Origin of the sequence: Streptomyces sp. ML-6 (genome assembly GCF_030116705.1) — a bacterium.
Classification (GTDB): domain Bacteria; phylum Actinomycetota; class Actinomycetes; order Streptomycetales; family Streptomycetaceae; genus Streptomyces.
The window spans coordinates 2,001,510-2,023,216 of the sequence record NZ_JAOTIK010000001.1; the positions used below are offsets into that span (position 1 = coordinate 2,001,510).

The 21,707-nt window shown below is 71.8% G+C and carries 22 protein-coding genes, 1 other RNA gene and 2 pseudogenes; 13 read left to right on the forward strand and 12 right to left on the reverse strand.

Annotation, left to right across the window (positions count from 1 at the left end):
• Positions 1-58 precede the first annotated feature (58 nt).
• The 3 genes from OCT49_RS08805 to OCT49_RS08815 all read left to right on the forward strand — a co-directional run bounded on the left by OCT49_RS08805 (position 59) and on the right by OCT49_RS08815 (position 2,316).
• A complete protein-coding gene (locus OCT49_RS08805; RefSeq protein WP_283851334.1) occupies positions 59-1,135 on the forward strand; it encodes an SMI1/KNR4 family protein in 1,077 nt (358 codons plus the stop codon).
• Positions 1,136-1,203: 68 nt separating this feature from the next.
• Entirely contained in the window at positions 1,204-1,875 is a 672-nt protein-coding gene (locus OCT49_RS08810) for a hypothetical protein (protein ID WP_283851335.1), read from the forward strand.
• Positions 1,876-1,905: 30 nt separating this feature from the next.
• Positions 1,906-2,316, forward strand: a complete 411-nt coding sequence (locus OCT49_RS08815; RefSeq protein WP_283851336.1) for a hypothetical protein — start codon at positions 1,906-1,908, stop codon at positions 2,314-2,316.
• A gap of 599 nt (positions 2,317-2,915) precedes the next feature.
• On the opposite strand, the gene OCT49_RS08820 is transcribed toward OCT49_RS08815, so the two are convergent.
• Both OCT49_RS08820 and OCT49_RS08825 read right to left on the reverse strand, forming a co-directional pair.
• Positions 2,916-3,341: a hypothetical protein gene (locus OCT49_RS08820; protein ID WP_283851337.1), complete on the reverse strand. Its 426-nt coding sequence runs from the start codon at positions 3,339-3,341 to the stop codon at positions 2,916-2,918.
• Positions 3,342-3,403: 62 nt separating this feature from the next.
• Positions 3,404-3,778, reverse strand: coding sequence for a MerR family transcriptional regulator (locus OCT49_RS08825; protein ID WP_283851338.1), 375 nt, complete (start codon positions 3,776-3,778; stop codon positions 3,404-3,406).
• 64 nt (positions 3,779-3,842) lie between these two features.
• Between OCT49_RS08825 and OCT49_RS08830 the strand changes: the two genes are divergently transcribed.
• Positions 3,843-5,078 (forward strand): MFS transporter, encoded by a 1,236-nt coding sequence (locus OCT49_RS08830; protein ID WP_283851339.1) that lies wholly within the window; start codon positions 3,843-3,845, stop codon positions 5,076-5,078.
• A gap of 219 nt (positions 5,079-5,297) precedes the next feature.
• Positions 5,298-5,459 (forward strand): annotated as a pseudogene (locus tag OCT49_RS08835) (response regulator transcription factor); the annotation flags it as partial.
• Positions 5,460-5,514: 55 nt separating this feature from the next.
• Here the strand turns inward: OCT49_RS08835 and OCT49_RS08840 are convergent.
• The 3 genes from OCT49_RS08840 to OCT49_RS08850 form a co-directional block, all read right to left on the reverse strand.
• Positions 5,515-6,288: a glycosyltransferase family 2 protein gene (locus OCT49_RS08840; RefSeq protein ID WP_283851340.1), complete on the reverse strand. Its 774-nt coding sequence runs from the start codon at positions 6,286-6,288 to the stop codon at positions 5,515-5,517.
• 195 nt (positions 6,289-6,483) lie between these two features.
• Positions 6,484-6,885, reverse strand: an RNA gene (rnpB, locus tag OCT49_RS08845) — RNase P RNA component class A.
• Positions 6,886-6,972: 87 nt separating this feature from the next.
• Complete coding sequence (locus tag OCT49_RS08850; protein WP_283855720.1) at positions 6,973-7,542, reverse strand: Uma2 family endonuclease; 570 nt, start codon at positions 7,540-7,542, stop codon at positions 6,973-6,975.
• A 179-nt stretch (positions 7,543-7,721) separates the two neighbouring features.
• Between OCT49_RS08850 and OCT49_RS08855 the strand changes: the two genes are divergently transcribed.
• From OCT49_RS08855 to eda, 4 genes are all read left to right on the forward strand, one after another.
• Positions 7,722-8,501, forward strand: coding sequence for a MerR family transcriptional regulator (locus OCT49_RS08855; RefSeq protein WP_283851341.1), 780 nt, complete (start codon positions 7,722-7,724; stop codon positions 8,499-8,501).
• Positions 8,498-9,361 carry a hypothetical protein gene (locus tag OCT49_RS08860; RefSeq protein WP_283851342.1) on the forward strand — a complete coding sequence of 288 codons (864 nt, stop codon included), beginning with the start codon at positions 8,498-8,500 and terminating at the stop codon, positions 9,359-9,361. Before OCT49_RS08855 ends, OCT49_RS08860 begins: the two co-directional genes overlap by 4 nt.
• Positions 9,362-9,458: 97 nt before the next feature.
• Positions 9,459-10,259 carry a peroxide stress protein YaaA gene (yaaA, locus tag OCT49_RS08865; RefSeq protein ID WP_283851343.1) on the forward strand — a complete coding sequence of 267 codons (801 nt, stop codon included), beginning with the start codon at positions 9,459-9,461 and terminating at the stop codon, positions 10,257-10,259.
• A gap of 155 nt (positions 10,260-10,414) precedes the next feature.
• Complete coding sequence (gene eda, locus OCT49_RS08870) at positions 10,415-11,062, forward strand: bifunctional 4-hydroxy-2-oxoglutarate aldolase/2-dehydro-3-deoxy-phosphogluconate aldolase (protein WP_283851344.1); 648 nt, start codon at positions 10,415-10,417, stop codon at positions 11,060-11,062.
• A 124-nt stretch (positions 11,063-11,186) separates the two neighbouring features.
• On the opposite strand, the gene OCT49_RS08875 is transcribed toward eda, so the two are convergent.
• The 4 genes from OCT49_RS08875 to OCT49_RS08890 form a co-directional block, all read right to left on the reverse strand.
• A complete protein-coding gene (locus tag OCT49_RS08875) occupies positions 11,187-12,593 on the reverse strand; it encodes a bifunctional RNase H/acid phosphatase (RefSeq protein ID WP_283851345.1) in 1,407 nt (468 codons plus the stop codon).
• Positions 12,593-13,336 (reverse strand): zinc ribbon domain-containing protein, encoded by a 744-nt coding sequence (locus OCT49_RS08880; protein ID WP_283855721.1) that lies wholly within the window; start codon positions 13,334-13,336, stop codon positions 12,593-12,595. The genes OCT49_RS08875 and OCT49_RS08880 overlap by 1 nt, the downstream gene beginning before the upstream one ends.
• Complete coding sequence (locus tag OCT49_RS08885) at positions 13,333-14,175, reverse strand: Nif3-like dinuclear metal center hexameric protein (protein WP_283851346.1); 843 nt, start codon at positions 14,173-14,175, stop codon at positions 13,333-13,335. Before OCT49_RS08885 ends, OCT49_RS08880 begins: the two co-directional genes overlap by 4 nt.
• Before the next feature lie 256 nt (positions 14,176-14,431).
• A complete protein-coding gene (locus tag OCT49_RS08890) occupies positions 14,432-15,475 on the reverse strand; it encodes an ABC transporter substrate-binding protein (protein ID WP_283851347.1) in 1,044 nt (347 codons plus the stop codon).
• Positions 15,476-15,673: 198 nt separating this feature from the next.
• On the opposite strand from OCT49_RS08890, the gene OCT49_RS08895 reads away from it, so the two are divergent.
• Positions 15,674-17,068: a hypothetical protein gene (locus tag OCT49_RS08895; protein ID WP_283851348.1), complete on the forward strand. Its 1,395-nt coding sequence runs from the start codon at positions 15,674-15,676 to the stop codon at positions 17,066-17,068.
• 120 nt (positions 17,069-17,188) lie between these two features.
• Positions 17,189-17,356 (forward strand): hypothetical protein, encoded by a 168-nt coding sequence (locus OCT49_RS08900; protein ID WP_283851349.1) that lies wholly within the window; start codon positions 17,189-17,191, stop codon positions 17,354-17,356.
• A gap of 216 nt (positions 17,357-17,572) precedes the next feature.
• On the opposite strand, the gene OCT49_RS08905 is transcribed toward OCT49_RS08900, so the two are convergent.
• The 3 genes from OCT49_RS08905 to OCT49_RS08915 all read right to left on the reverse strand — a co-directional run bounded on the left by OCT49_RS08905 (position 17,573) and on the right by OCT49_RS08915 (position 20,595).
• Complete coding sequence (locus tag OCT49_RS08905) at positions 17,573-18,514, reverse strand: 3-oxoacyl-ACP reductase (protein ID WP_283851350.1); 942 nt, start codon at positions 18,512-18,514, stop codon at positions 17,573-17,575.
• Between the two features lie 52 nt (positions 18,515-18,566).
• The gene (locus OCT49_RS08910) at positions 18,567-19,643 is read right to left on the reverse strand and encodes a Zn-dependent alcohol dehydrogenase (RefSeq protein ID WP_283851351.1); all 1,077 of its coding nucleotides are present in this window, start codon (positions 19,641-19,643) and stop codon (positions 18,567-18,569) included.
• 79 nt (positions 19,644-19,722) lie between these two features.
• Positions 19,723-20,595, reverse strand: coding sequence for a MaoC/PaaZ C-terminal domain-containing protein (locus tag OCT49_RS08915; RefSeq protein WP_283851352.1), 873 nt, complete (start codon positions 20,593-20,595; stop codon positions 19,723-19,725).
• Positions 20,596-20,855: 260 nt separating this feature from the next.
• On the opposite strand from OCT49_RS08915, the pseudogene OCT49_RS08920 reads away from it, so the two are divergent.
• Together OCT49_RS08920 and OCT49_RS08925 are read left to right on the forward strand one after the other, a co-directional pair.
• Positions 20,856-21,062 (forward strand): annotated as a pseudogene (locus OCT49_RS08920) (sensor histidine kinase); the annotation flags it as partial.
• Positions 21,063-21,067: 5 nt separating this feature from the next.
• Positions 21,068-21,700 (forward strand): response regulator transcription factor, encoded by a 633-nt coding sequence (locus OCT49_RS08925; protein WP_283855722.1) that lies wholly within the window; start codon positions 21,068-21,070, stop codon positions 21,698-21,700.
• Positions 21,701-21,707 lie beyond the last annotated feature (7 nt).

Sequence of the window (21,707 nt, forward strand, 5' to 3'; positions counted from 1 at the left end):
CATCGGCGCGGGTCCGGGGCCGGTCCGGCTGTCACAGGCCCGTGCTTGACTCCCGGTCATGGACGAACAGGAACTGCTCGCCGCCGTCGACGCCCTGGTGACCCATGACGGGCGGGACGCGGTGTGCGGCCCGGTCGGCGACGGTGCGGACCCCGTCCGCCTGCCGACGGACGAGTCGGTCGACTTCAGGGCCCTGGGCAGGGTGCTGAGCAGCCGGTACGGGCAGGCCCGCAACCTGGCCATGGGCGGGTACGTCGATCCGACGGTGACCGCGCGCACCGGGGCGCCGCTCCTCGCCCCGTTCGGGGACCGGGTCGTGGAGATGCGCGCGTGGAACCACGCCGGCCGGTGGATCGGCTGCGGTGCGGTCCGGACCGACGGGGCGGTGCGGCCGGTGGTGCTGGTGGCCGGGTGGTCCGTACGGCGGCGGCCGGACGCGGGGGCGGTGTCCCGGCGTCCGGACGAACGGACCATACCGGGCACGGGAAAGGACGAAGGAAAGTGGTCGAACGGGCCGGCGGAGGGGACGACCTGGGTGGACCGGGTCGTCGCCGTCACCGGATGGACCCGGGAGCGGGGCGCCGCCGTCGACTGGGCGGCGGTCGAGTCCCGGCTCGGGACGGCGCTGCCGGGTGACTACAAGGAGCTCGTCGAACGGTTCGGTCACGGCGACTTCGACGACTACCTCGGTCTCCTGATCGCCGACGGCCCGCCCGGCAGCCTCGACCTCGTCGAGTTCAACGAGTTCTGGAACCGGGCGGCCGCGGAGAACGGCGGCGGGCCGTGGGAGCCGTACCGCCTGCACCCGGCTCCCGGGGGCCTGTTGCAGTGGGCGAGCACGGAGCAGCAGAGCTCGTTCTACTGGCTCACCGAGGGCACCGACCCCGACCGGTGGCCCATCCTCGTCACGGGTGACGACTACGGCGAGTGGGACCGGTTCGACGGCTCGACGGCGGAGTTCGTCCACCGTCTGCTCACCGACCCGCGGTTTCCCCGTTCCACCGCGCGCCACTTCGACCGGCACTGGTTCACGAGTTACGAGAACCCGGACGAGAACCCGGACGGCGAGGAGGACGCTCGGAACGACCGGCCCCTGGTACGAAGGTTCGAACAACGGGGCGACGGGAACGGCTGAGAGCAAGTGCCGGCAGGGGGGGGCCGCCTCTCCGGCAGGCATATGGGAGGGGCGGGGACGTGGGCGGCATGAGGGATGCCTGGGAACGCGCCGGGGCAGCCTGGGAACGCGCCGGGGACGCCGTGGCGCGCGTGTTCCGGTCGATGCAGGAGTGGACACCGCGCCGACCGCGCCTGGCGGGGGCGCTGTTGGGCCTCGGAGCGGCGCTGATGCTGGTGGGGTGCGGGCTGGTGGGCGTCGTCCTGGGGGACGACTGGGAGCTCGCGAAGCTGCTGCTGATCGTGGCATCGGTCGTCGTCATACTCGATCTGCCGCTGATCCTCGTACCGACGGAGAAGCAGATGCTGGTGATACTGCCCTGCCTGATAGTGCTGCTGGTCTCGGTGCTGGTCGGCTTCCGCGACTCCGTGCTGAGCCTGCGCGGCGAACGGACGCCCGTGACGGTCACCGAGGTCACCAGCTTCCGGAAGCCGATCACCGGAGGCGACGATCACACGTGCGGGCTCCGGCTCCCGGACGGCCGCAGGACATCCGTCACGGGCACGAAGGTCTGCACCGCGTACACCCGCGTCGGTGACCGCATCCATGTGTACGCCGACCCGCACGGCCTGGTCGCCCCGACGGGAACGGCCCCCGTGATCACGTTCCCCGTACTCGGGACGGTCGTCGGAACGGCCACGCTGCTGCTGGTCGTGGCGGCGTCCCGGACGATGGGCCAACGGCGCCGCACGCCCGGCTAAGGGCTGTCCCGCGTCACATACCATCGGCGGATGGACGACGCACGATTCCTGGACCTGCTCGACGATCTGTGCCGTCGACCCGCCATGTTCACCGGCGAACGGACGGTCTCCTCCGTCGCCGCCTTCCTGACCGGCTACTACATCGGTGTGTCCCATTCCGAACCCGGATCCGGGCCCCTCGGGCATTCTCCGCACGGGCGCTGGGGAAGGTGGGTCGAGATGCGCTACGACGTCTTCGACCCCGCGTGGTCCTGGAGCCGGATCCTGCTGCACCACCACGGCGACGACCAGGGGGTCTTCGAGGTCCTTCCGTCCCTGTTCCGCGAGTTCCTCGCGGACCGGGACGCCCATGGCGCCGAAGGGCTCGCGGCGCGGCACCACGAACAGTTCGCCGGCCGGTGCCCGGCGCCCGAGCACACGCACACCGCGACCCCCTGCTGAGCCCGGCCGGGTCGGTAGGGTCGACCACGTGGTGAGGCGTGGCGGGAGCGCGAAGGCGGAAGCGGGCACGGACACGGATGCGCGGCCCGGGGCGACGGGACCGTCGCCGGCGTCCGGGAGGGCGTGGTCGTTCGACGCGGCACTGTGGGTAGTGCTGGCCGGTGCGGGGTTCCCTGTCAAGTCCTTGTGTTCACGTCTTGTGCCTCCTCGGCGTGGTGGCACGGGTGGTGGCCGTGCAGAGGCTGGGACAGCCACCCAACTGTTCGGACGAGCAGCTTCTGCCAGGTCGACTCTGCCTTGTTCACCGGCGTGATGTAGGCCGCTTCCATGAAATCGGTGGGCCTGTTCGTGGTCCCGGCACCGAGCATGTTCCCGATGCAGAGCAACATGCGGCGGGCGGCTCTCAATTCATCACTGATGGACCCGATGCTCCACTCACCCAGATTCTTTGAGTCGCCCGGGATTCTCAACCTCCTGGGACGCGGTCTCACGCCTTCGTTTTGGCGGGCGCCGACTGCCGGAATTCGCCTATAAGAAGTAGCCCAGTATCTTTCTGGACTCGCTCCGGTTGAGCATCCTATGAACTCAACACCGTTGCGTTAGCGCCGTGAACGGTTGCTGAGGCCGTGCTCGAAGAATGCAATGGCGGCGTGGACGGTGTAGTTCTGGGACTTCTGGGGGTGTTGTCCGGCGTTCGGCCCGTACTTGCTGGTGGGGTTCTTGCGAGTACGGGCCTTTGCTCGTTGCCGTCGGTGGGCGGGCAGGAGGTTGCCCGGGGTGGCGTGGCCGATCGAGCCGACCAGGTCTATGAGGGTGCCGGGGAAGATTCCATGGCCGGCGGTGACGGTGTCGGTTGCGGTGGTCAGCAGGACGGTGAAACTGATCCGTTCCATGGGTACTTCCGGCCGTCCGGTCAGGGCGTCGTCGCCGGCGCGGATCAGAGCCTGGTAGGCGGTGAGCAGGGCGTAGACCTCCTGGTCGAGGCCATCGATGCTGCGGGAGCGCAGGACGCGGCCGTCGAGCATGGTGGCCTTGTTAGGCCATCGCCTGCGAGGCATTGAGCACTCGCGAACATTGTCTTCGCGGGTCATGGCGATTCATCGGCGCGGCGGTCGGTCGCCGCGAGGTACCCGTTGATCGCGTCTCTGTTCCGGGTGAGGCACCGAATCTTGTCGGTCATCTTGTCCCGCTCGCGTTCGAGCGTTTCCACCATGTCCGGGGTGATGTAGGGCATGTGGATGCTCTGCGGCTCGTTCAGGCACGGCAGGATGCTCCGGATCAGCCTGGTGGGGATGCCGACATCCAGCAGGCCGCGTATCTGCTGCACTCGGTCGACCAGATGCTCGTCATAGTCGCGGTACCCGTTGGGCAGGCGCTCCGGCTCGATCAATCCCTGTTCCTCGTAGTAGCGGAGCAGGCGAACGGGGGTGTCCGTGCGCGCAGCTATCTCGCCGATCCTCATCTGCCCTCCTCAGCTCAGAACCGATTTGACCCTCACATTGATGTCAAGGTTCAGCATGGAGCCTATGACACATGTCGAAGAGATACACGACCTTGTCCGAACCCCCGCCGCACCGAATGCGCGGCGGTTTCCGCTGTGGGGGCTGCTCGCTCTTGCGATGGCCGCGTTCATCACCCTGCTGACCGAGACCCTGCCCGCCGGCGTGCTTCCGGCGATGGCCCGGGATCTGGATGTCTCCGTCTCGGCAGCCGGGCAGACCGTCACCGTATACGCGGTCGCCTCGGTTCTCGCAGCCGTTCCCTTGGTGAAGATGACGGCGGAGTGGCCTCGCCGCAGGCTCCTGCTGACCGCGGTATGCGGTTTCATCGTGGCGAACACAATCACAGCGCTCTCCACGAGCTTCGCGCTCACACTCGTGTCGCGGTTCGTCGCCGGCACCGCTTCCGCGTTGATCTGGGCGCTGCTCGCCGGCTACGCGCGGCGCATGGTCGAACCCCACCAGCGGGGCCGCGCGCTGGCGATCGCATCCGCGGGAACGCCTGTTGCGCTGGCGATTGGGGTTCCCGCCGGCGCGTTCTTCGCGCAGACGCTCGGCTGGAGGGTCTCGTTCGTCGCCATCAGCATCCTCACGGTGCTTCTCGCCCTTTGGATTCTGTTCTCGGTACCGCAGTTTCCCGGCCAGAGGCGAGGCGAGCGGCAGCCGCTCGTGGGTGCATTGGGGATGCCCGGCGTGCTGCCGGTGCTCGGTGTGGTCGCCGCCTACGTGCTCGCACACAGCGTGCTCTACAACTACATCGCCCCGTTCCTCGGATCAGTCGGCCTCGAGGAACGAGTCGACGCCGTGCTCCTGGCGTTCGGCGGGGCCTCCATCCTCGGCCTCTGGCTCGTCGGTACGCTGATCGACCGCCACCTCCGCACGCTGGTGATCGCGAGCTCTTGCCTGTTCGCCCTTGCCGCGGTCGTGCTGGGACTCTTCGCGCAGTTCCCCGCTCTCGTATTCATCGGGGCGGCGCTGTGGGGCCTCGCGTTCGGCGGGGTGGCGACCCTGCTCCAGACGGCAGCCGCCGAGGCCGCGGGGCCGGCGGTCGACACGGTGCAGTCGCTCTTCGTCACGGCCTGGAACGTCGCGATCGCCGGCGGTGGCGTGATCGGCGGAATCCTCCTCGCGGGAGCAGGCCCCGAAGCGCTTACCTGGGCGACCCTGGTCATCGCCGTCCCGGCGATCCTGATCTCCGCGCTCGCACGCCGCAACGCATTCCCCGGGCTTGCCGATCGGCGGCGCCGCGAAGCCGCTTCCTGAGAAAACCCGTCTGAACGGACGGGTCTGTCAAATGAACGGCCCTGTCTCACTTTCGGTGGTAACGGAGGGTGGCGCTACCCGAGGCTCCGTGGTGATCAGCGGTCTGGCGCGCAGGGCACCACCCTGGCCTCGGTGACGTCGCAGAGGCAGCAGCGTGCGGTGCCGGTTGCCGGGTAGTCGGAGTTGGTCGGGGGTGACCTGTCCCCGAGTGTCCCTCCCCTCGGAGCGGGACTGTCCAACGCCGAGATCGGGGCGGAACTGTTCCTGGTGGAGGGCACCGTCAAGGCCCACGTGAGCGCGATCCTCGGCAAGCTCGGGGTACGCAACCGGGTGGAGGCGGCCATCGCCGCCCACGAGGCGGGCGTGGTCGAACGCCCGTAGGCCAGCCTTGCCCCGTGCGGAGGGGGCGGACGAACCGCCGCACGGGTCAGTACACCTAGATCCGCGAGTTGCGCAGCGACTGCCACGCGGCGCCGGCCAGCGCCCGCGTGGACCGCGGGACGGACAGCTTCTCGTGCTCGCGGTACAGCTCCCAGTTGTACCGGACCAGCGACAGCTTGTTGGAGGACAGCGATCCCGCCTGGTGGGCCCGGTACACCGCGAGCGGCTCGGCCAGGCCCCGGGCGTCGGCCCCGTCGCGCATGATCGACAGCCACAGGGCGTAGTCCTGTCGCTTCCGCATCTCCGGCATCAGCCGTGTGCCGAGGACGGTGCGGTCGTACATGGCGGTCAGGGCACCGATGTAGTCCCGGACCAGCATCGCGCGGTAGTCCACGTGTTCCCGCGCGCGGATCACGCGCCCGTTCGGGACGAAGTCGACACTCTCGCCCTCGTGATCGGCGTCCATCTTGAAGTACGAGGTGAACGTCAGAGGCGCACTGCCCGCCGCGGCGAAGGCGAGTTGCCGCTCGGTCTTCTCCGGGAGCCACATGTCGTCGCTGTCGAGAAAGGCGACGTAATCCCCCCGGGCCCGCTCGATGGCGAGGTTGCGCGCCCGGCCGGCACCGCCCTGTTCCGGCGCCGATCTCGGCAGGACGCGCTCGTCCTGCCGGGCGAACTCCATCAGCAGATCCATGGAGTCGTCGGAGGACTTGTCGTCGGTGACCAGCAGCTCCAGGTCGCTGTGGGTCTGCGAGAGCACCGACCGGACCGCCGCACCGAGGGTCGCTGCCGAGTTGTACACGGGCATCACGACAGACACCAGGGGCACAGCGTTTCTCCTTGCCGACCGAGAACGATGGTTCATTCAAGCACTGGAATCGTAATGGGAACCGCCACGCGTGTGGTCGCCGGTCGGGACCACGCGACGCACCGGCGGCACGGGGAAGTACTGACGACACAGGGAGGCACCGGCGACACGGGGAGGTACCGGCCGCGGCCGGTGCGGTGGGCCTCGGCCCACCGGCAGACGAGTCGGGCTGTACGCCGGGTTCTGTCACCCGGTCGCCTCGCGGCGGCCGGGGAGACGGCCATCCATCTAGGACCGGCATTGCTGCCGGCCTCGTGCGGTCTACCCGCGAACTCGGGCGGGCCGCCCTCGATCATTCGCGCAGGGCCGTCTCGCGACGACCCCTCTTGACCTTGCTCCGGGTGGGGTTTACCTAGCCGCCCGGGTCGCCCCGGGCGCTGGTGGTCTCTTACACCACCGTTTCACCCTTACCGAGGACCGAAATCCTCGGCGGTCTGTTTTCTGTGGCACTGTCCCGCGGGTCACCCCGGGTGGCCGTTAGCCATCACCCTGCCCTGTGGAGCCCGGACGTTCCTCGGGGAGATCCGAGGATCCCCACGCGGCCGTCCGCCCGGCTCGTCTGCCGTGCCGACCATGCTACCCGCCCGGCGGGGGCGGCCGGACGGGATGGGGGTGGGGCAGGTTCGGGCCGGGTTCGGGCCGGGTTCAGATGAGTTCCTCGGTCTCCAGGTCGAAGGCGAACGGCTCCGGGAGGGCGAGCCGCTTGCCGAACGGGACCGTGCAGTGCTGGCGGTAGTCGTCGCCCTCCGGGTCGCTGAACAGCGTCAGCGAGGACTGCTCCCGGTCCACCAGGAGGTAGAGCGGGATGGGGCCGCGGGCATAGCAGTGCCGCTTGTCCGTGCGGTCCGCCCGGGGCTTGGTCGAGGTGACCTCGACGACGAGGGCCACCCCCTCGCACGGCATCCAGGGGTCGGCTCCCCGGTACAGGCGCAGTTCTGTGGGCGCGAAGGTGCCGTCGGGAATGACGTGGTTCTTGGGACAGCGTCCGCCGCTTGCCAGCTTCAGTCCTTTGTTCCCGGAGAAATCCATGTCTGTCCGGGACCGCCTGATCACCTGCTTCAGAATCAGACTGATGTAGTCCTCGTGGTCCCCGTCCGGCGGCGGCGTCACGACAATTTCCCCCTCGATCAGCTCGGCCCGGAAGCCCTCCGGCGTATCCAGCGCCAGGAAGCCCTCCAGCAGGACATCCGCCTGCGTGAGCGGTTCGTACGGCATGGCAGTCATGTCACGCCCCTTCCTCGGTCGCTCGCCAGATTGGGACATCTTCGGGCCCGCCGTCCGTGAGATCGGGAGTAGCTCCCTCGATCGTGGCACAGACAGGAGCGACGTTGCCTGATACCGGTGGGGCCGGGCGTGCTTGACCTTGTCGTGACGTCAAGGTTTCTACTGGCCCCATGCGCATCGGAGAGATCGCCGCGCTCGTCGGGGTCACCTCGCGGGCGATCCGGCACTACCACCACATCGGTCTGCTGCCCGAGCCCGCTCGCCGGGCCAACGGCTATCGCTCGTACGGCGTGCGGGACGCCGTGGTGCTGGCCCGGGTCCGGCGGCTCACCGAGCTCGGGCTCGGGCTGGACGAGGTGCGGGACGTCCTCGCCGACACGGCGGGGTACGAGCTCATGGACGTGCTCGCCGGGCTGGACGCGGATCTGGCCCGGCAGGAGGGCGAGATCCGGGAGCGGCGGCGTCGGCTGGCGGGGCTGCTGGAGACGCCGGTCCCCGCCGAGGGGCCCGTGCCGCCCGCGCTCGCCGAGTTGCTGGGCACGGGACCGGCCGTCGCTTCCCCCTCGGCCGCCAGGGACCGTGAGCATCTGACGCTGCTGGACCCGGCGGGGCTCGGCGGCGGGGTCCGTGCCGCGCTGGCGACGATGGCCGAGGACCCGGACCTGCCCCTGCTGTACGAGCGACTGGACGCGCTGGCCGGGGCGGCCGTGGACGATCCGCGGATCGGGCCGCTCGCCGCCGACGTGCTGGCCGCCGTGCCGGACGAGGGGGTGGCGGAGATCCCTTCGGACGGGCCGGTCGTCCCGGGGTTCGGGGAGGCCCTGCTCGACGACTGGGCGCCCGCCCAGGCCGAGGTGGTGCGCCGGGTGATGGCCGGGCTGGCGGCCCGGATGGCGGAGACGGCCCCAAGGGCGAACACGGACACGGGTGCGGAGGAGGGGGCGGGATGAGGGCGCGGGTTCCGGGGTGGGTGATCGGGGGTGTGGTGGCGGCCGAGGTCGCCCTGGCGGGCTGTCTCCTGGCCGGGGTCCGGGTACCGGGGGCGGTGCTGTTCGCGGCCGAGGCCCTGGTGGTGACCGTGTTCGGGTTCGAGTGCGCGGTGTTGTGGCGGCTCCTGCGCGCGGGCCGGCGGGCCGGGCTCGGGTGGCCGGAGGCGCTGCGGGCGGCGCTGCGCACCGCCGTACCGGTGCGGGTGCGCCGGCTCGTCGGGCACGAGGTGCGGGCCCTGCACAGTCTCGGGCTGTGGCTGCTGCGACGGCGGCACGCCGTGCCCGAGGGTGCCGTCGCCGCCTCGTACACGGGGCCGCAGACGGCCATGATGTACGGCCTGCTCTTCGTCTCCGTGGTCGAGACGGTGATGCTGGCGCTGCTGATCCCGTGGCCGCTCGTGCACGGGGTGCTGCTCGTGGTCGACGCGTACGGGGTGGTGTTCGTCCTGGCGCTGCACGCCTCGTGCGTGACCCGGCCGCACGTGGTGGGCGCCGACGGGGCGCTGCGCCTCCGCTACGGCGGGCTGTTCGACCTGCGAGTTCCCGCCGGGGCGGTCGCCGGGGCGCGGGTCGAGCGGCGTTTCCCCGAAGGAGGGCCGGTCCGGCCGGGTCCGGACGGGTCGCTCGATCTCGTCGTGGGCGGGCAGACGACCGTGAGCGTGGAACTGACCGCTCCGGTGGAGTACGTACGGCCGCTGGGCGGGCGCGGGCTGGCGCGGACGGTCCGGTTCCACGCGGACGACCCGGGCACCGTCGTGGCCGCGCTCACGCGGGGGCGAGGAGCCCCTTCGCCGAGCCAGGATCCGCCCGGACCGGCCTGACCCGCAGCCGTTCCCGTACGTCGTCCCCCGTGCCTCCCCGTACGCTGGCGCGGGGGCCCGGACCCGTCCCCGCCCGTGCGTACGAAGGAGAATCGCCGTGCTCGTGCTGTTGCCGCCCTCCGAGGGAAAGGCCGCCTCGGGGCGTGGTGCGTCCCTGAAGCCGGAGTCGCTGTCGTTGCCGGGCCTGGCGGCGGCGCGGGCCGCGGTCCTCGACGAACTGGTCGAGCTGTGCGCGGCGGACGAGGAGAAGGCCCGCGAGGTGCTCGGGCTGAGCGAGGGGCTGCGCGGCGAGGTCGCGAAGAACGTGGAGCTGCGCACGGCCGGGACGCGTCCGGCCGGGGAGATCTACACGGGGGTGCTGTACGACGCGCTGGACCTGGCCTCCCTGGACCCGGCGGCCAGGCGGCGGGCGGGCGGCTCGCTGCTGGTGTTCTCCGGGCTGTGGGGCGCGGTGCGGGTGGGCGACCGGATTCCCTCGTACCGCTGCTCGATGGGGGTGAAGCTGCCGGGGCTGGGCGCGCTCGGGGCGTACTGGCGCGGCCCGATGGCGCAGGTGATGCCGGAGGCGGCCGGGGACGGGCTCGTCCTGGACCTGCGGTCCTCCGCCTACACCGCGGCCTGGAAACCGAAGGGCGAGGTGGCGGAGCGCACCGCGAGCGTGCGGGTGCTGCACGCGCAGCTGGTGGACGGGGTGGAGAAGCGGTCGGTGGTCAGCCACTTCAACAAGGCGACGAAGGGGCGGATCGTCCGCGACCTGCTGATCGCGGGCGCGCGGCCGAAGGGGCCCGCCGAGCTGGTGGAGGTGCTGCGCGACCTGGGGTACGTCGTGGAGGCCGAGGCGCCCGCGCGGGCCGGGCGGGCATGGTCGATCGATGTGGTGGTGACGGAGATCCACTGAGCCCTCGGGGCCGTGCCGGGGGTCTCGGGGCCGTGCCGGGGTCTCGGGGCCGTGCCGGGGTCCCGGGCCGTGCCGGGCGGGCCACAGGAGCCACGAGATTGCAACATGTGCAACGCTCGTTGCGTACAGTGCTGTTCTCGCGGCAGGATGGGCGCATGACCTCCTCTGCCTCCTCCGCCGCCCCTGCCGCCTCCGTGCTGGATCTGGCCCCCGTCGTTCCCGTGGTCGTCCTGGAGGACGCCGCCGACGCGGTGCCGCTCGCCCGTGCCCTGGTCGCGGGCGGGCTCCCGGCCATCGAGGTGACGTTGCGGACCCCGGCGGCCCTGGCGGCGATCGAGGCGATCGCGGCCGAGGTGCCGGACGCGGTGGTCGGCGCCGGCACGGTGATCTCCGTGCGGAACGTCGCCGACACGGTGGCCGCGGGGGCGCGGTTCCTGGTCAGCCCCGGCTGGACGGAGCGGCTGCTGGACGCGATGAAGGCGTCGGGGGTGCCGTTCCTGCCGGGCGTCTCGACGACGTCCGAGGTGGTCGCGCTGCTGGAGCGCGGGGTCACCGAGATGAAGTTCTTCCCGGCCGAGGCGGCGGGCGGCACGGCGTATCTGAAGTCGCTCGCCTCGCCGCTGCCGCAGGCCCGGTTCTGCCCGACGGGCGGCATCTCGCCCGCCTCCGCGCCGTCGTACCTTGCGCTGCCCAACGTCGGCTGCGTGGGCGGCAGTTGGATGGTCCCGGCGGACGCGGTGGCGGCGAAGGACTGGGCACGGGTGGAGCGGCTGGCGGGCGAGGCGGCGGCCCTGCGCGGCTGACCGTCGCGGACCGGGAGGCGATGGTCCACGGAGTACGGACCACGGACTACGAACTACGAACTACGGGCTACGGGCTACGGATCGCGGGCCGGTCGGCCGCCGGGCGCACCGGCGGCCTTCCCGGTCATCTCAGGTGCGAGGTGTCGTTCAGCAGCCGGACCGACGTGTTCCCGTCCGCGTAGTACGCGACCGCGGAGACCGAGGCCGCCGAGAGCTCCATGCGGAACAGGGCCTCCGGCGGGGCGCCGAGCGCCAGCCGGACCAGGGTCTTGATCGGCGTCACGTGCGTGACCAGGAGGACCGTGCGGCCTGCGTAGCGGGTGGTGAGGCGGTCCCTGGTCGCCGCGACGCGGCGGGCCACCTCGGCGAAGCTCTCCCCGCCGCCGGTGGGGGCCGCCTTCGCTGAGCCGAGCCAGGCGTCCAGGTCGGCGCCGTGGCGCTCGCGCACCTCGGCGAAGGTCAACCCCTCCCAGGCGCCGAAGTCCGTCTCGCGCAGGCCGTCCTCGATCCGGACCTCCAGGCCGAGCCGGGCCGCGACCGTGCCCGCCGTCTCGCGGCAGCGGCGCAGCGGGGAGCTGACGATCTCCTCGATCGTGCCGCGGGCGGCCAGTGCCTCCGCGATGAGCTCGGCCTGCCGACGGCCGACCGCCGAGAGTCCGGGATCGCTGCCGCCGCTGCCCGAGAACCGCTTCTCGGGGGTGAGCGCCGTCTCGCCGTGCCGGAGCAGCACGAAGGTGGCGGGCGCACCGAGATCGGGCGCCGCCGCCCAGCCCACCTGGGGCGCGGCGGTGGCGGCTGCCGTCGGAGCCGTGCCCGCCGGAGCAGTGCCCGTCGCCCCGTCTGCCGTGTCCGTCGGAACCGGAGCGGCCTGTGCTGCTGAACCCGCCGTACCCGCCTGTGCCGTACCCGCCGCGCTCGCCGGTACGGCCCGGTCCGTACCGCCCGCGCCCGTGCGGCCGGCGAGGGCGGCGCGGGCCTTTGCGGCGCCCGCCGCCGCGTCGCCGGGCGGGCCGGAGACCGGCGGCAGGTCCGTCGCCGACGCGGACCCCCGGGCGTCGAGGGCGGCCGTCGAGGCCGACGGCTCCCACTGCTTGCCGCGCCTGCCCGCGTCCATCGCCTCGTTGGCGAGCCGGTCCGCGTGCTTGTTCCTCTCGCGCGGGATCCACTCGTACGTGACGGCGGAGGGCGGCAGGATCCTGGCGGCCTCCGCCGCCAGCGGCTTCATGTCGGGGTGCTTGATCTTCCAGCGGCCCGACATCTGTTCCACGACCAGCTTGGAGTCCATCCGGACCCGTACCTGGAGCGCGCCGTCCGCCGAGGCGTCCGGCACCAGCGCCTTCGCCGCCCTCAGGCCCGCGATGAGGCCCTTGTACTCGGCGACGTTGTTCGTCGCGACGCCGATGTACTCGGCGGCCTCGGCGAGGGTCTCCCCCGTCACCGGATCGATGACCACCGCTCCGTAACCGGCGGGCCCCGGGTTGCCCCGGGAACCCCCGTCGGCCTCGACGACGAACTGGCGCGGCTGGGTCATTACAGGCCCGACTCCGCCGTGCGGACCAGGATGCGGCGGCAGTTCTCGCAGCGCAGCACGGTGTCCGGGGCCGCCGCCTTCACCTCGTTGATCTCGGTGATGTTCAGTTCGAGGCGGCAGCCCTCGCAGCGGCGCTGGTAGAGGCGGGCCGCACCGACGCCGCCCTGCTGCTCACGGAGCTTGTCGTACAGCTTCAGCAGGTCCGCGGGGACGGAAGCGGCGACGACCTCGCGCTCCTTGGTGACCGTCGCGACCTCGGCGTCGAGCTCCCTGGTCGCGGCGTCGCGGCGGGCGGTCGCGTCGTCGACCTTGGCCTGGACGGCGGAGACCCGGTCGGACAGTTCGGTGACGCGCTCCTGGGCGGACTCGCGGCGCTCCATCACTTCGAGGACGACGTCCTCCAGGTCGGCCTGGCGCTTGGCCAGCGAGGCGATCTCGCGCTGGAGGCTCTCCAGGTCCTTCGGCGAGGTGATCGCGCCGGAGTCGAGGCGCTGCTGGTCGCGGGCGGCGCGCTGGCGCACCTGGTCGACGTCCTGCTCCGCCTTGGTCTGCTCGCGGGCGGTGTCGCTCTCCTCGGTCTGCGAGGCGACCAGCAGGTCGCGCAGCTGCGCGAGGTCGCTGGTGAGCGACTCGATCTCGGCGTGCTCGGGCAGCGACTTGCGCCGGTGCGCGAGCTGCGACAGGCGTACGTCGAGGGCCTGGACGTCGAGGAGTCGGATCTGGTCGGCGGGCGCGGCGTTCAGTTGGGGGCTCCAGAAGAGTGGTGGGTGGTGGTGGTCCAGGGGTCGGTGACCTGCTTCGAGACGTGGACCCGCAGGCCCCATCCGTGGCGGTCGGAAATCGCGTCGAGCTGCGCTGCGGCCTGCTCGCACCAGGGCCATTCGGTGGCCCAGTGGGCGGCGTCGATCAGACCGAGCGGGGAGTGCTGGACGGCCTCGGAGGCCGGGTGGTGGCGCAGGTCGGCGGTGAGGAAGGCGTCGACGCCCGCGGCACGCACCGCGTCGAAGAGGCTGTCGCCGGAGCCGCCGCTGACCGCGACGGTGCGCACCGTCGCCGCCGGGTCGCCCGCGAGCCGGATGCCCTGCGCGGTGGCGGGCAGCCGGGCGGCGGCGCGGGCGGCGAACTCGGCCAGGGTCTCGGGGTGGTCGAGCACGCAGATCCGGCCGAGTCCGCGACGGCCCTTCGGGTCGGACGGGTCCGGCACGAGCGGGCCCTCGACGCGGAGGTCGAGCGCCCCGGCCAGCGCGTCGGAGACGCCCGGGTCGGCGGTGTCGGCGTTGGTGTGGGCGACGTGCAGCGCGATGTCGCGCTTGATGAGGGTGTGCACGACCCGGCCCTTGAAGGTGTCGGCCGCGACCGTCGTCGTACCCCGCAGGTAGAGCGGGTGGTGGGTGACGATCAGCTGGGCGCCGAGCCGGATCGCCTCGTCGGCGATCTCCTGGACGGGGTCGACGGCGAACAGCACCCGGTCGACCTCGGCACCGGGGTCTCCGCACACGGTGCCGACCGCGTCCCAGCTCTCGGCCCTCCCGGGCGGCCAGAGGGCGTCGAGTTCGGCGAGGACATCAGACAGACGGGGCACAAGCAAAGGCTACCTGCCCTCCGTGGCTCGCCGTCCAGGGCTCCGGCGGCCCGTGCGGACGGCCGCGGCCCGCGCGGCACCGCCCGCCGCACCGGCGCCGCACCCCGGAACGCGGCCCGGGCCCGCCCCGGAGCACGGTCCGGGGGGGCAGGCGATCGGAGAACCGCTGCTTCGGCGAAGGCCGGGGCCGCAGAGGCCCTGCTTCCCGAAGGCCGGGACCGCGAAGGTCCTACCTCACGGGGCCGACGCGGAGGTTCTACTTCACGAGGTCGGCGCGGAGGTCGTCGAGGACCATGTTCGCGGCCGTGACACCCAGGCCGAGGTACCAGGTCTCGTCGGGGACGTCCTTGGCCCGGCCCTCCTTGACCGCCTCGAGGTTCTTCCACAGCGGGTTGGACTGGGTGGTGTCGCGCTCGGTGGCCTTCACGTCGCCGTAGACGCCGGTGAAGATCCAGTCGGCGTCGGCGTCGTCGATCTTCTCCGGGCTGATCTCCGCGGCGAGGTCGTCGATCTGCTGGTTCTCGGGGCGCGGCAGGCCGACGTCCTCGAGGATGGTGCCGATGAAGGACGCCTTGGCGTAGAGGCGGATCCGGTCCGGCATGTAGCGGACCATCGAGATGGTCGGCTTCTTCGGGCCGATGTCCTCGCCGAGCTTCTCGGCCTTCTTCTCGTAGGCGTCCAGCTCGCGCTTCGCCTCGGCGGTCTTGTCCAGCGCGGCGGCGTTGAGGAGATAGTTCTCCTTCCAGGTGAAGCCCGGACGGATGGAGAACACGGTCGGTGCGATCTCGGAGAGCGCCTTGTACTTGTCGGCGGCGCGCAGCTGGCTGCCGAGGATCAGGTCGGGCTTCAGGCCGGCGATCGCCTCCAGGTTGAGGTTGTTGATCGTGCCGACGTTCTTGGGGCTGCCCGCGTCCTTCTTCAGGTACGAGGGAATGGCCGCGTCGCCCTCGGAGGGCGCGTAGCCGACCGGCTTCACGCCCAGCGACACGACGTTGTCGAACTCGCCGACGTCCAGCACGACGACCCGCTTGGGCGCGGACTTGATCTCGGTCGTGCCCATGGCGTGGGTGAGGGTGCGGGGGTACTGACCGGCCTTGGCGTCCGTCCCGAACTCCGCGGTCTTCTTCGCGGCGTCGGCGAAGTCCTTGCCCCCGGTTGCGACGGCCGCCTTCTTGTCACCGCCGTTCCCGGAGCCGGTCGCGCCGTCCGATTTCCCGTCGTCGCTCCCGCAGGCCGAAAGGGAAAGGGCGGCGGCCACCACCAGGCCGACTGCGGCAGTACCGCGGCGACGAAGGGACATCACTTGCTCCAGTCGAGGGTCACACAGGCATCACTTAGGAATGCCTAACCTTAATCTCCTCGATTCTCGTCCAGCACAGGCACCCCCTCGATCTCAGGCAAACCCGGGCACCGCCACCCTTATGTGTGAAGTGGCAGGTCTCGTGTTGTTCGGCAGGAAGTGCGAAAACTAGCTTCGGTCGCCGGAGGTGACCATTCCATGACTGCCTGTGCCATCGAGAACGGGACTGCGAGGGCGACCGGAGCTGCCGGGACCGCTTCCGGCCTCCCCGCGCCGTTCGCCTCCAGCGTGTCCGTGTCCGTGTCCGTCCCCGTACGGCCCACCCCGGTGCTGCCGCCCGGAACCGCCCGGCCGGCCGGGGAGCACGCGTCGGCCACGACCGCGCTCCCCGCCGCGCCCCCACCCACATCCACGCCCGCGCCCGTCCCCTCGTTCACGATCTCCGCGGATGGTGCGTACGCGGCCCGGCTCGCCCTCGCCGACATGGCCGGCCGGGACAGCCGGGACGGCGGGGACGACAGGGACGGCGGGCAGGCGTGGTTCGTGGAGCGTTGGACGCTCGACGGGCACGAGCCGTACGCCGTGCCGCTCCCCCTCGACCAGCCGGAGGAGCCCGACTCCGAGGTGCTGCCGCTGGCCGACGGGCGGGTGCTGATCCGGCGCCGGGTCGCGGACCGGCACGCGGTGTCGCTGCTCTACCCCACCGGTCCCGGTACGGGCGAACTCCCGCTCGGCACCGTCGAATGCGCGGACCTGAGCCTGCTGCCGCCGTGCCCGGACGGGGCGAGCGCGTACGCCCTGTCGGCCGGCGCGCACTCCACCTCCGTGTGGCTGGTGGCGGGCGGCGCCTTCGGTCCGGAGCACGTGGCGGAGGTCCCGGGGCGCTGTTCCGGCGGCGTCTGGCTGGACCGGGCGGGGCGGATACTGGCCCTGGACCGCGAGATGCCGGGCGGCGGGCCGGTCAAGGCCGTCGCCGTGGACCTGGAACGGGGCGGCGAGGTGACGCCCTTGCTCCAGATCGCCCCCGGCAGCGACGACCGGCTGCTGCTCGCCGACCCGGACAGTGGCCTGCTGCTGATCCGCTCGAACGCGCCGGGGCACGACCGGCTCGGGTGGGGCGTGCTGGGCAGCAGCCTGCCGGTGCGTTTCCCCGAGTGCCTGCGCCTGCCCGATGCGGCGGTGACCCCGTTCGCCGTGCAGCCGGGGCAGATGCTGATGCCGGAGAGCTGCGCGGTGGCCCTGCGGATCGACGGGGCGGCGGGCAGCTGGGTCGGGGTGTGGCGCCCGGCGGGGCGCCGGCTGCATCAACTCGCCGCTCCCGAGGGGTGGCAGGCGGGTCGCGGGGTGTGGAGCCGGGACGGCGTGCTCGGACTTCCGTACTCCGACGGGGACGTGCCGTGCGGCGTGGCACTGCTGGAGGCACCGGCGGACGGGGAGCTCCACACGCCGCTGCCGTCGCCCTCGGCAGGGGCGATGGCGGGGGTGTGCGCGGAAAGCGGTATGCAACCGTCCGCCGCCGCTTCGCCTCTATCGACGTGCAAACCTGTTCCATTGGGGCAGGCGCCTCTCGTCGGGCGTGAGATTCCTGGTTAAATTTCTGGGCCCGGGCAGCGCGGTCGTGACGCGCGGTCGCCGATGGCGGCCGTGCCGTGCGCGGTGGCGTGATCGGCCCTGGTGACACATGTAAGCGACCACAACGGGGTGACTTCCCACATGTCTGAAGCCCGAACCGACACGACCCTGACGCGTTCCCAGGACGCGGACCGGGCCGAAGCCGGCGGCTCCGGAAAGCACCGAGGGGGCGAGTCGGTGGACGAGACGGCGGCACAGCCGCACGGCCGCCACCGGCGCCCCTCCGAGGGGGACGGCGAAGCGGCCTGACCGCACCGCACATCAACGAGGGACGGGTGGGCCCCGGTAGCCGCACGGCTACCGGGGCCCACCCGTTTCCCGTCCGTTCAAGTGCTCCCCTCAGTCCCGTCAGTCCCGTCAGCCCCGTCAGCTCTCTCCGTCCCGTCAGCCTTCTCAGTCCCGTCAGCCCCGTCAGCTCTCTCCGTCCCGTCAGCCTTCTCAGTCCCGTCAGTCCCGTCAGCCCCGTCAGCCCCGTTTCAGGCCGAGCACCTCCGCCGCGGCGAAGGTCTCGTTCGGCGGGCGGTCCTCGTAGTACGGGGAGATCAGCTCGTCCAGCTCGTCGAAGGTGAAGGTCTCTTTCGCGGAGTCGAACTTCGCCGCGACCCTGGGGCGTTCGACGATCGCGACCATCCCGCCGTGCACGACCAGCAGCTGCCCGTTGACCTTGGCGGCGGCCGGCGAGGCCAGGTATCCGACCAGGGGCGCGACGTGCTCGGGGGCGAGCGCGTCGAGCCGGCCGTCCTCGGGCACCTCGAAGCCCGCGAAGACGTCCTCGGTCATCCGGGTGCGGGCCCGCGGGCAGATCGCGTTGGCGGTGACGCCGTACCTGGCCAGGGCCAGGGCCGTGGAGGTGGTGAGGCCGACGATGCCGCCCTTGGCCGCCGCGTAGTTCGGCTGGCCCGCCGAACCGGCCAGGAACGCCTCCGAGGAGGTGTTGACGATCCGTCCGTGGACCGGGCCGCCGGACTCCTTGGCACGGGCCCGCCAGTGCGCGGCGGCGAAGTGCGTGGTGTTGAAGTGGCCCCTGAGGTGGACCCTGATGACGGAGTCCCATTCGTCCTCGGTCATCGAGAAGATCATCCGGTCGCGCAGGATGCCCGCGTTGTTGACCAGGACGTCGAGCTTTCCGTACGTGTCGACGGCCAGTTGCACGAGGGCCCCGGCCTGCTGGTGGTCGGAGACGTCACCGACGTGCGCGACCGCCCGGCCGCCCGCCGCCCGGATCTCCTCGGCGACCTCCTCGGCGGGGGTCGCGGACGCCTCGCCGGAGCCGTCGCGGCCCGGTTGCCCGTAGTCGTTGACGACGACGGACGCGCCCAGCCCGGCCAGTTCCAGCGCTTCGGCGCGTCCGAGGCCGCGGCCCGCACCCGTGACGATCGCGGCCATGCCGTCCAGGGGAAGTGACATCGGAATCTCGGGGTCCTCTCAGGAGGGGAGATCGGATTTCAGGGAGGGAAGGTCAGATCTCGATGCAGGTGCGCAGCGACTCGCCGGTCCGCATCTGGTCGAGGGCGTCGTTGATCCCGTCGAGCCGCACCCGGTGGGTGATCATCGATTCGAGGTCGATCCGGCCGGCCCGCCACAGCGCGATGGCCCGTTCGTACGAGCGGAGCACGTCCCCTCCCCCGTACATGGAGGGCAGGATGCGTTTCTCGTCGAAGAACAGCTCGAACATGTTGACCTGGAAGTTGTCGTCCATCGCGCCCGCGCCGACGATGCAGAGGGTGCCGCCGCGCCGGGTGTTCTCGTACGCCGTGCGTGCGGTGGCCGACTTGCCGACGACCTCGAAGACGTAGTCGAAGCCCTCGCCGGAGGTGATCCGCTGCTTGGCGTCGGCGAGTTCGTCGGGGGCCAGGGTCTCCGTCGCGCCGAACCGCAGCGCCGCCTCGCGCCGGGAGGCCACCGGGTCCACGGCGACGATCTGGGCGGCGCCGTTCACCCGCGCCCCCTGGATCGTGGAGATGCCGACGCCGCCGCAGCCGAGCACGGCGACCGACGAACCGGCTTCCACCCGCGCGGTGTTGATGGCCGCGCCCAGTCCGGTGGTCACCCCGCAGCCGATCAGCGCGGCGATCTCGAACGGCACGTCGTCGGGGATCGGTACGGCGCAGCCCGCGTCGACGACGACCTCCTCGGTGAAGGTGCCGGTGCCCGCGAAGCCGAAGACGTCCTTGCCGGGGCGCTTGAAGTTGGGCGTGCCCGCGTTCATGAAACCGGCCAGGCAGAGCTGGGTCTGTCCGCGCCGGCACGAGGGACACTCCCCGCACGCGGGCAGCCAGCAGACCAGCACCCGGTCCCCCGCGCTCAGCCCGGTGACGCCGTCGCCGACGTCGAGGACCTCGCCCGCGCCCTCGTGGCCGGGGATGAACGGGGCGGGCTGCGGCAGCACTCCGCTCATCGCCGACACGTCGGAGTGGCACAGTCCGGTGGCCCGGATGCGGAGTCTGACCTTGCCGGGGCCGAAGCCCACCGCCTCGACGTCGTCGAGGACCTCCAGTTTGTCCTGGCCTATCTCGTGCAGCAGGGCGGCGCGCATGGTGCGGCTCCTCTCGTGGACCCGTGTCGGGTGCCCGTGCGGGGCGCCCGTGCAGGGCCCCGGAACTCGTGGAGTTGGTTCAGGAGTGTTCGACGAAGGTGTCGCCGAGGACCGCGGCGTCGTCCCGTTCCACGGCCCTCACCTCGACCCGTACCTCGTTCTCGGCGGTCCACATCTCGATGCGGAGGGTCTCGCCGGGGTGGACGATGCCGGTGAACCGGGTGCGGTAGGAGCGGATGCGGGTCACGTCGCCGCCGAGCACCGTGTCGGTGACGGCCTTGAGCGTCATGCCGTAGGTGCACAGTCCGTGCAGGATCGGCCGGGCGAACCCGGCGCGCGCGGCGAACTCCGGGTCGGCGTGCAGCGGGTTCCAGTCGCCGGACAGCCGGTACAGCAGCGCCTGGTCCGGACGGATCGGCCGTTCCACGACGTGGTCCGGGGCGACGGCGGGACGGGCGGCCCGTTCGGAGGGGCCGCGGTCGCCGCCGAAGCCGCCCTCGCCCCGGACGTAGATCCGGGCGTCGTTGGTCCACAGCGGGCCCTCGTCGTCGGCGGCCTCGGAGCGCAGCACCAGTACGGCCGCCTTGCCCTTGTCGTACACCGCGGCGATCTTCGAGGTCTGTACGGCGCTGCCGCGCACCGGGATCGGCCGGTGCACCCGCACGCTCTGCCCGCCGTGGAGAACGGCGGCGAGGTCGATGTCGATGCCGGGTGAGGAGAGGCCGCCGAGGGAACCCATGCCTCCGCCCGCGACGGTGGCGAAGGAGGGCAGCACCTGGAGCCGGGATTCCAGGGTGTAGCGCAGTTCGCCGGGGTCGACGGCGGGGTCGGCCGGTTCGGGACCGGCACCGGCGCCGATGCCGAGGTGGTAGAGCTGCACGTCCTTGTGGTCCCAGTCGATGTGGGCGGACCGGGGTTCGGCGGCGAGGGCTTTTTCGACGTCGATGGGCATGGGGATCCGCTCCTTGATGGTGGGAAGACCCCGGCGCGGCCGTCCGCACCGTCGGCCGCACCGAGGTCGCGCGGGACCGGCCGCGGCGCCCGTTCCAGAACGCGTTCCAGCCGGTGGCCCCATGTATAACGCAGCGCCCGACAGTTGTGAATACTATTGCTGACACATCGTCAGATTCATTGCGGGGCAAGGATGATGGGCCCGCATCGGACCGGTGGCCGTGACATATGTACTGCCGAAGTCCGGACACACGCCTCTGCCCGGACGCCCCTCCCGTCCCCGGCATCGGCGGCACCGGTCCGACCGGCCTCACCGAACGCCTCGCCGCGGCGGGCGGCTCGCTCCGGGCGGGCCCGGAGCCCGGCGGCGGCTTCACCGTCACGGCGGAACCGCCGGTGGGCGAAGGCGTGCCGGACGGCGGGGTCCGCTCCCCCGGCCCGGCCGCGGACCATACGCTGGAACGGTGAACGAGATGCCGCAGGATCACCGCCCGGCACGACCGGTACGGGTGCTGCTCGCCGAGGACCAGGGGATGATGCGGGGCGCCCTCGCGCTGCTGCTCGGTCTGGAGCCGGACCTGGAGGTCGTGGCGCAGGTCGGTGCCGGGGACGAGATCGTGGACGCCGCGCTGCGGTCCCGCCCCGACGTGGCGCTGCTGGACAGCGAAATGCCGGGCCGCAGCGGGCTGGACGCCGCCGCCGATCTGCGCACGGAGGTGCCGGACTGCCGGGTGCTGATCCTGACCACGTTCGGCCGCCCCGGTTATCTGCGCCGGGCGATGGAGGCCGGGGCCGCGGGGTTCCTGGTCAAGGACGGGCCGGTCGAGGAGCTCGCCGTCGCGATCCGCCGGGTGCTGGCCGGCGAGACGGTCATCGACCCCGCCCTGGCCGCCGCCGCGCTCGGGGCCGGCCCCAGCCCGCTCACGGCGCGGGAGCGGGACGCGCTGAACGCCTCGGTGGACGGGGCGACGGTCGCCGACATCGCGGCGAAGCTCCGCCTGTCCGAGTCGACGGTGCGCAACTACCTGTCGGCGGCGATCGGCAAGACGGGGACGCGCAACCGGATGGAGGCCGTCCGGGCGGCGCGGCAGCAGGGGTGGCTGTAGCGACCGG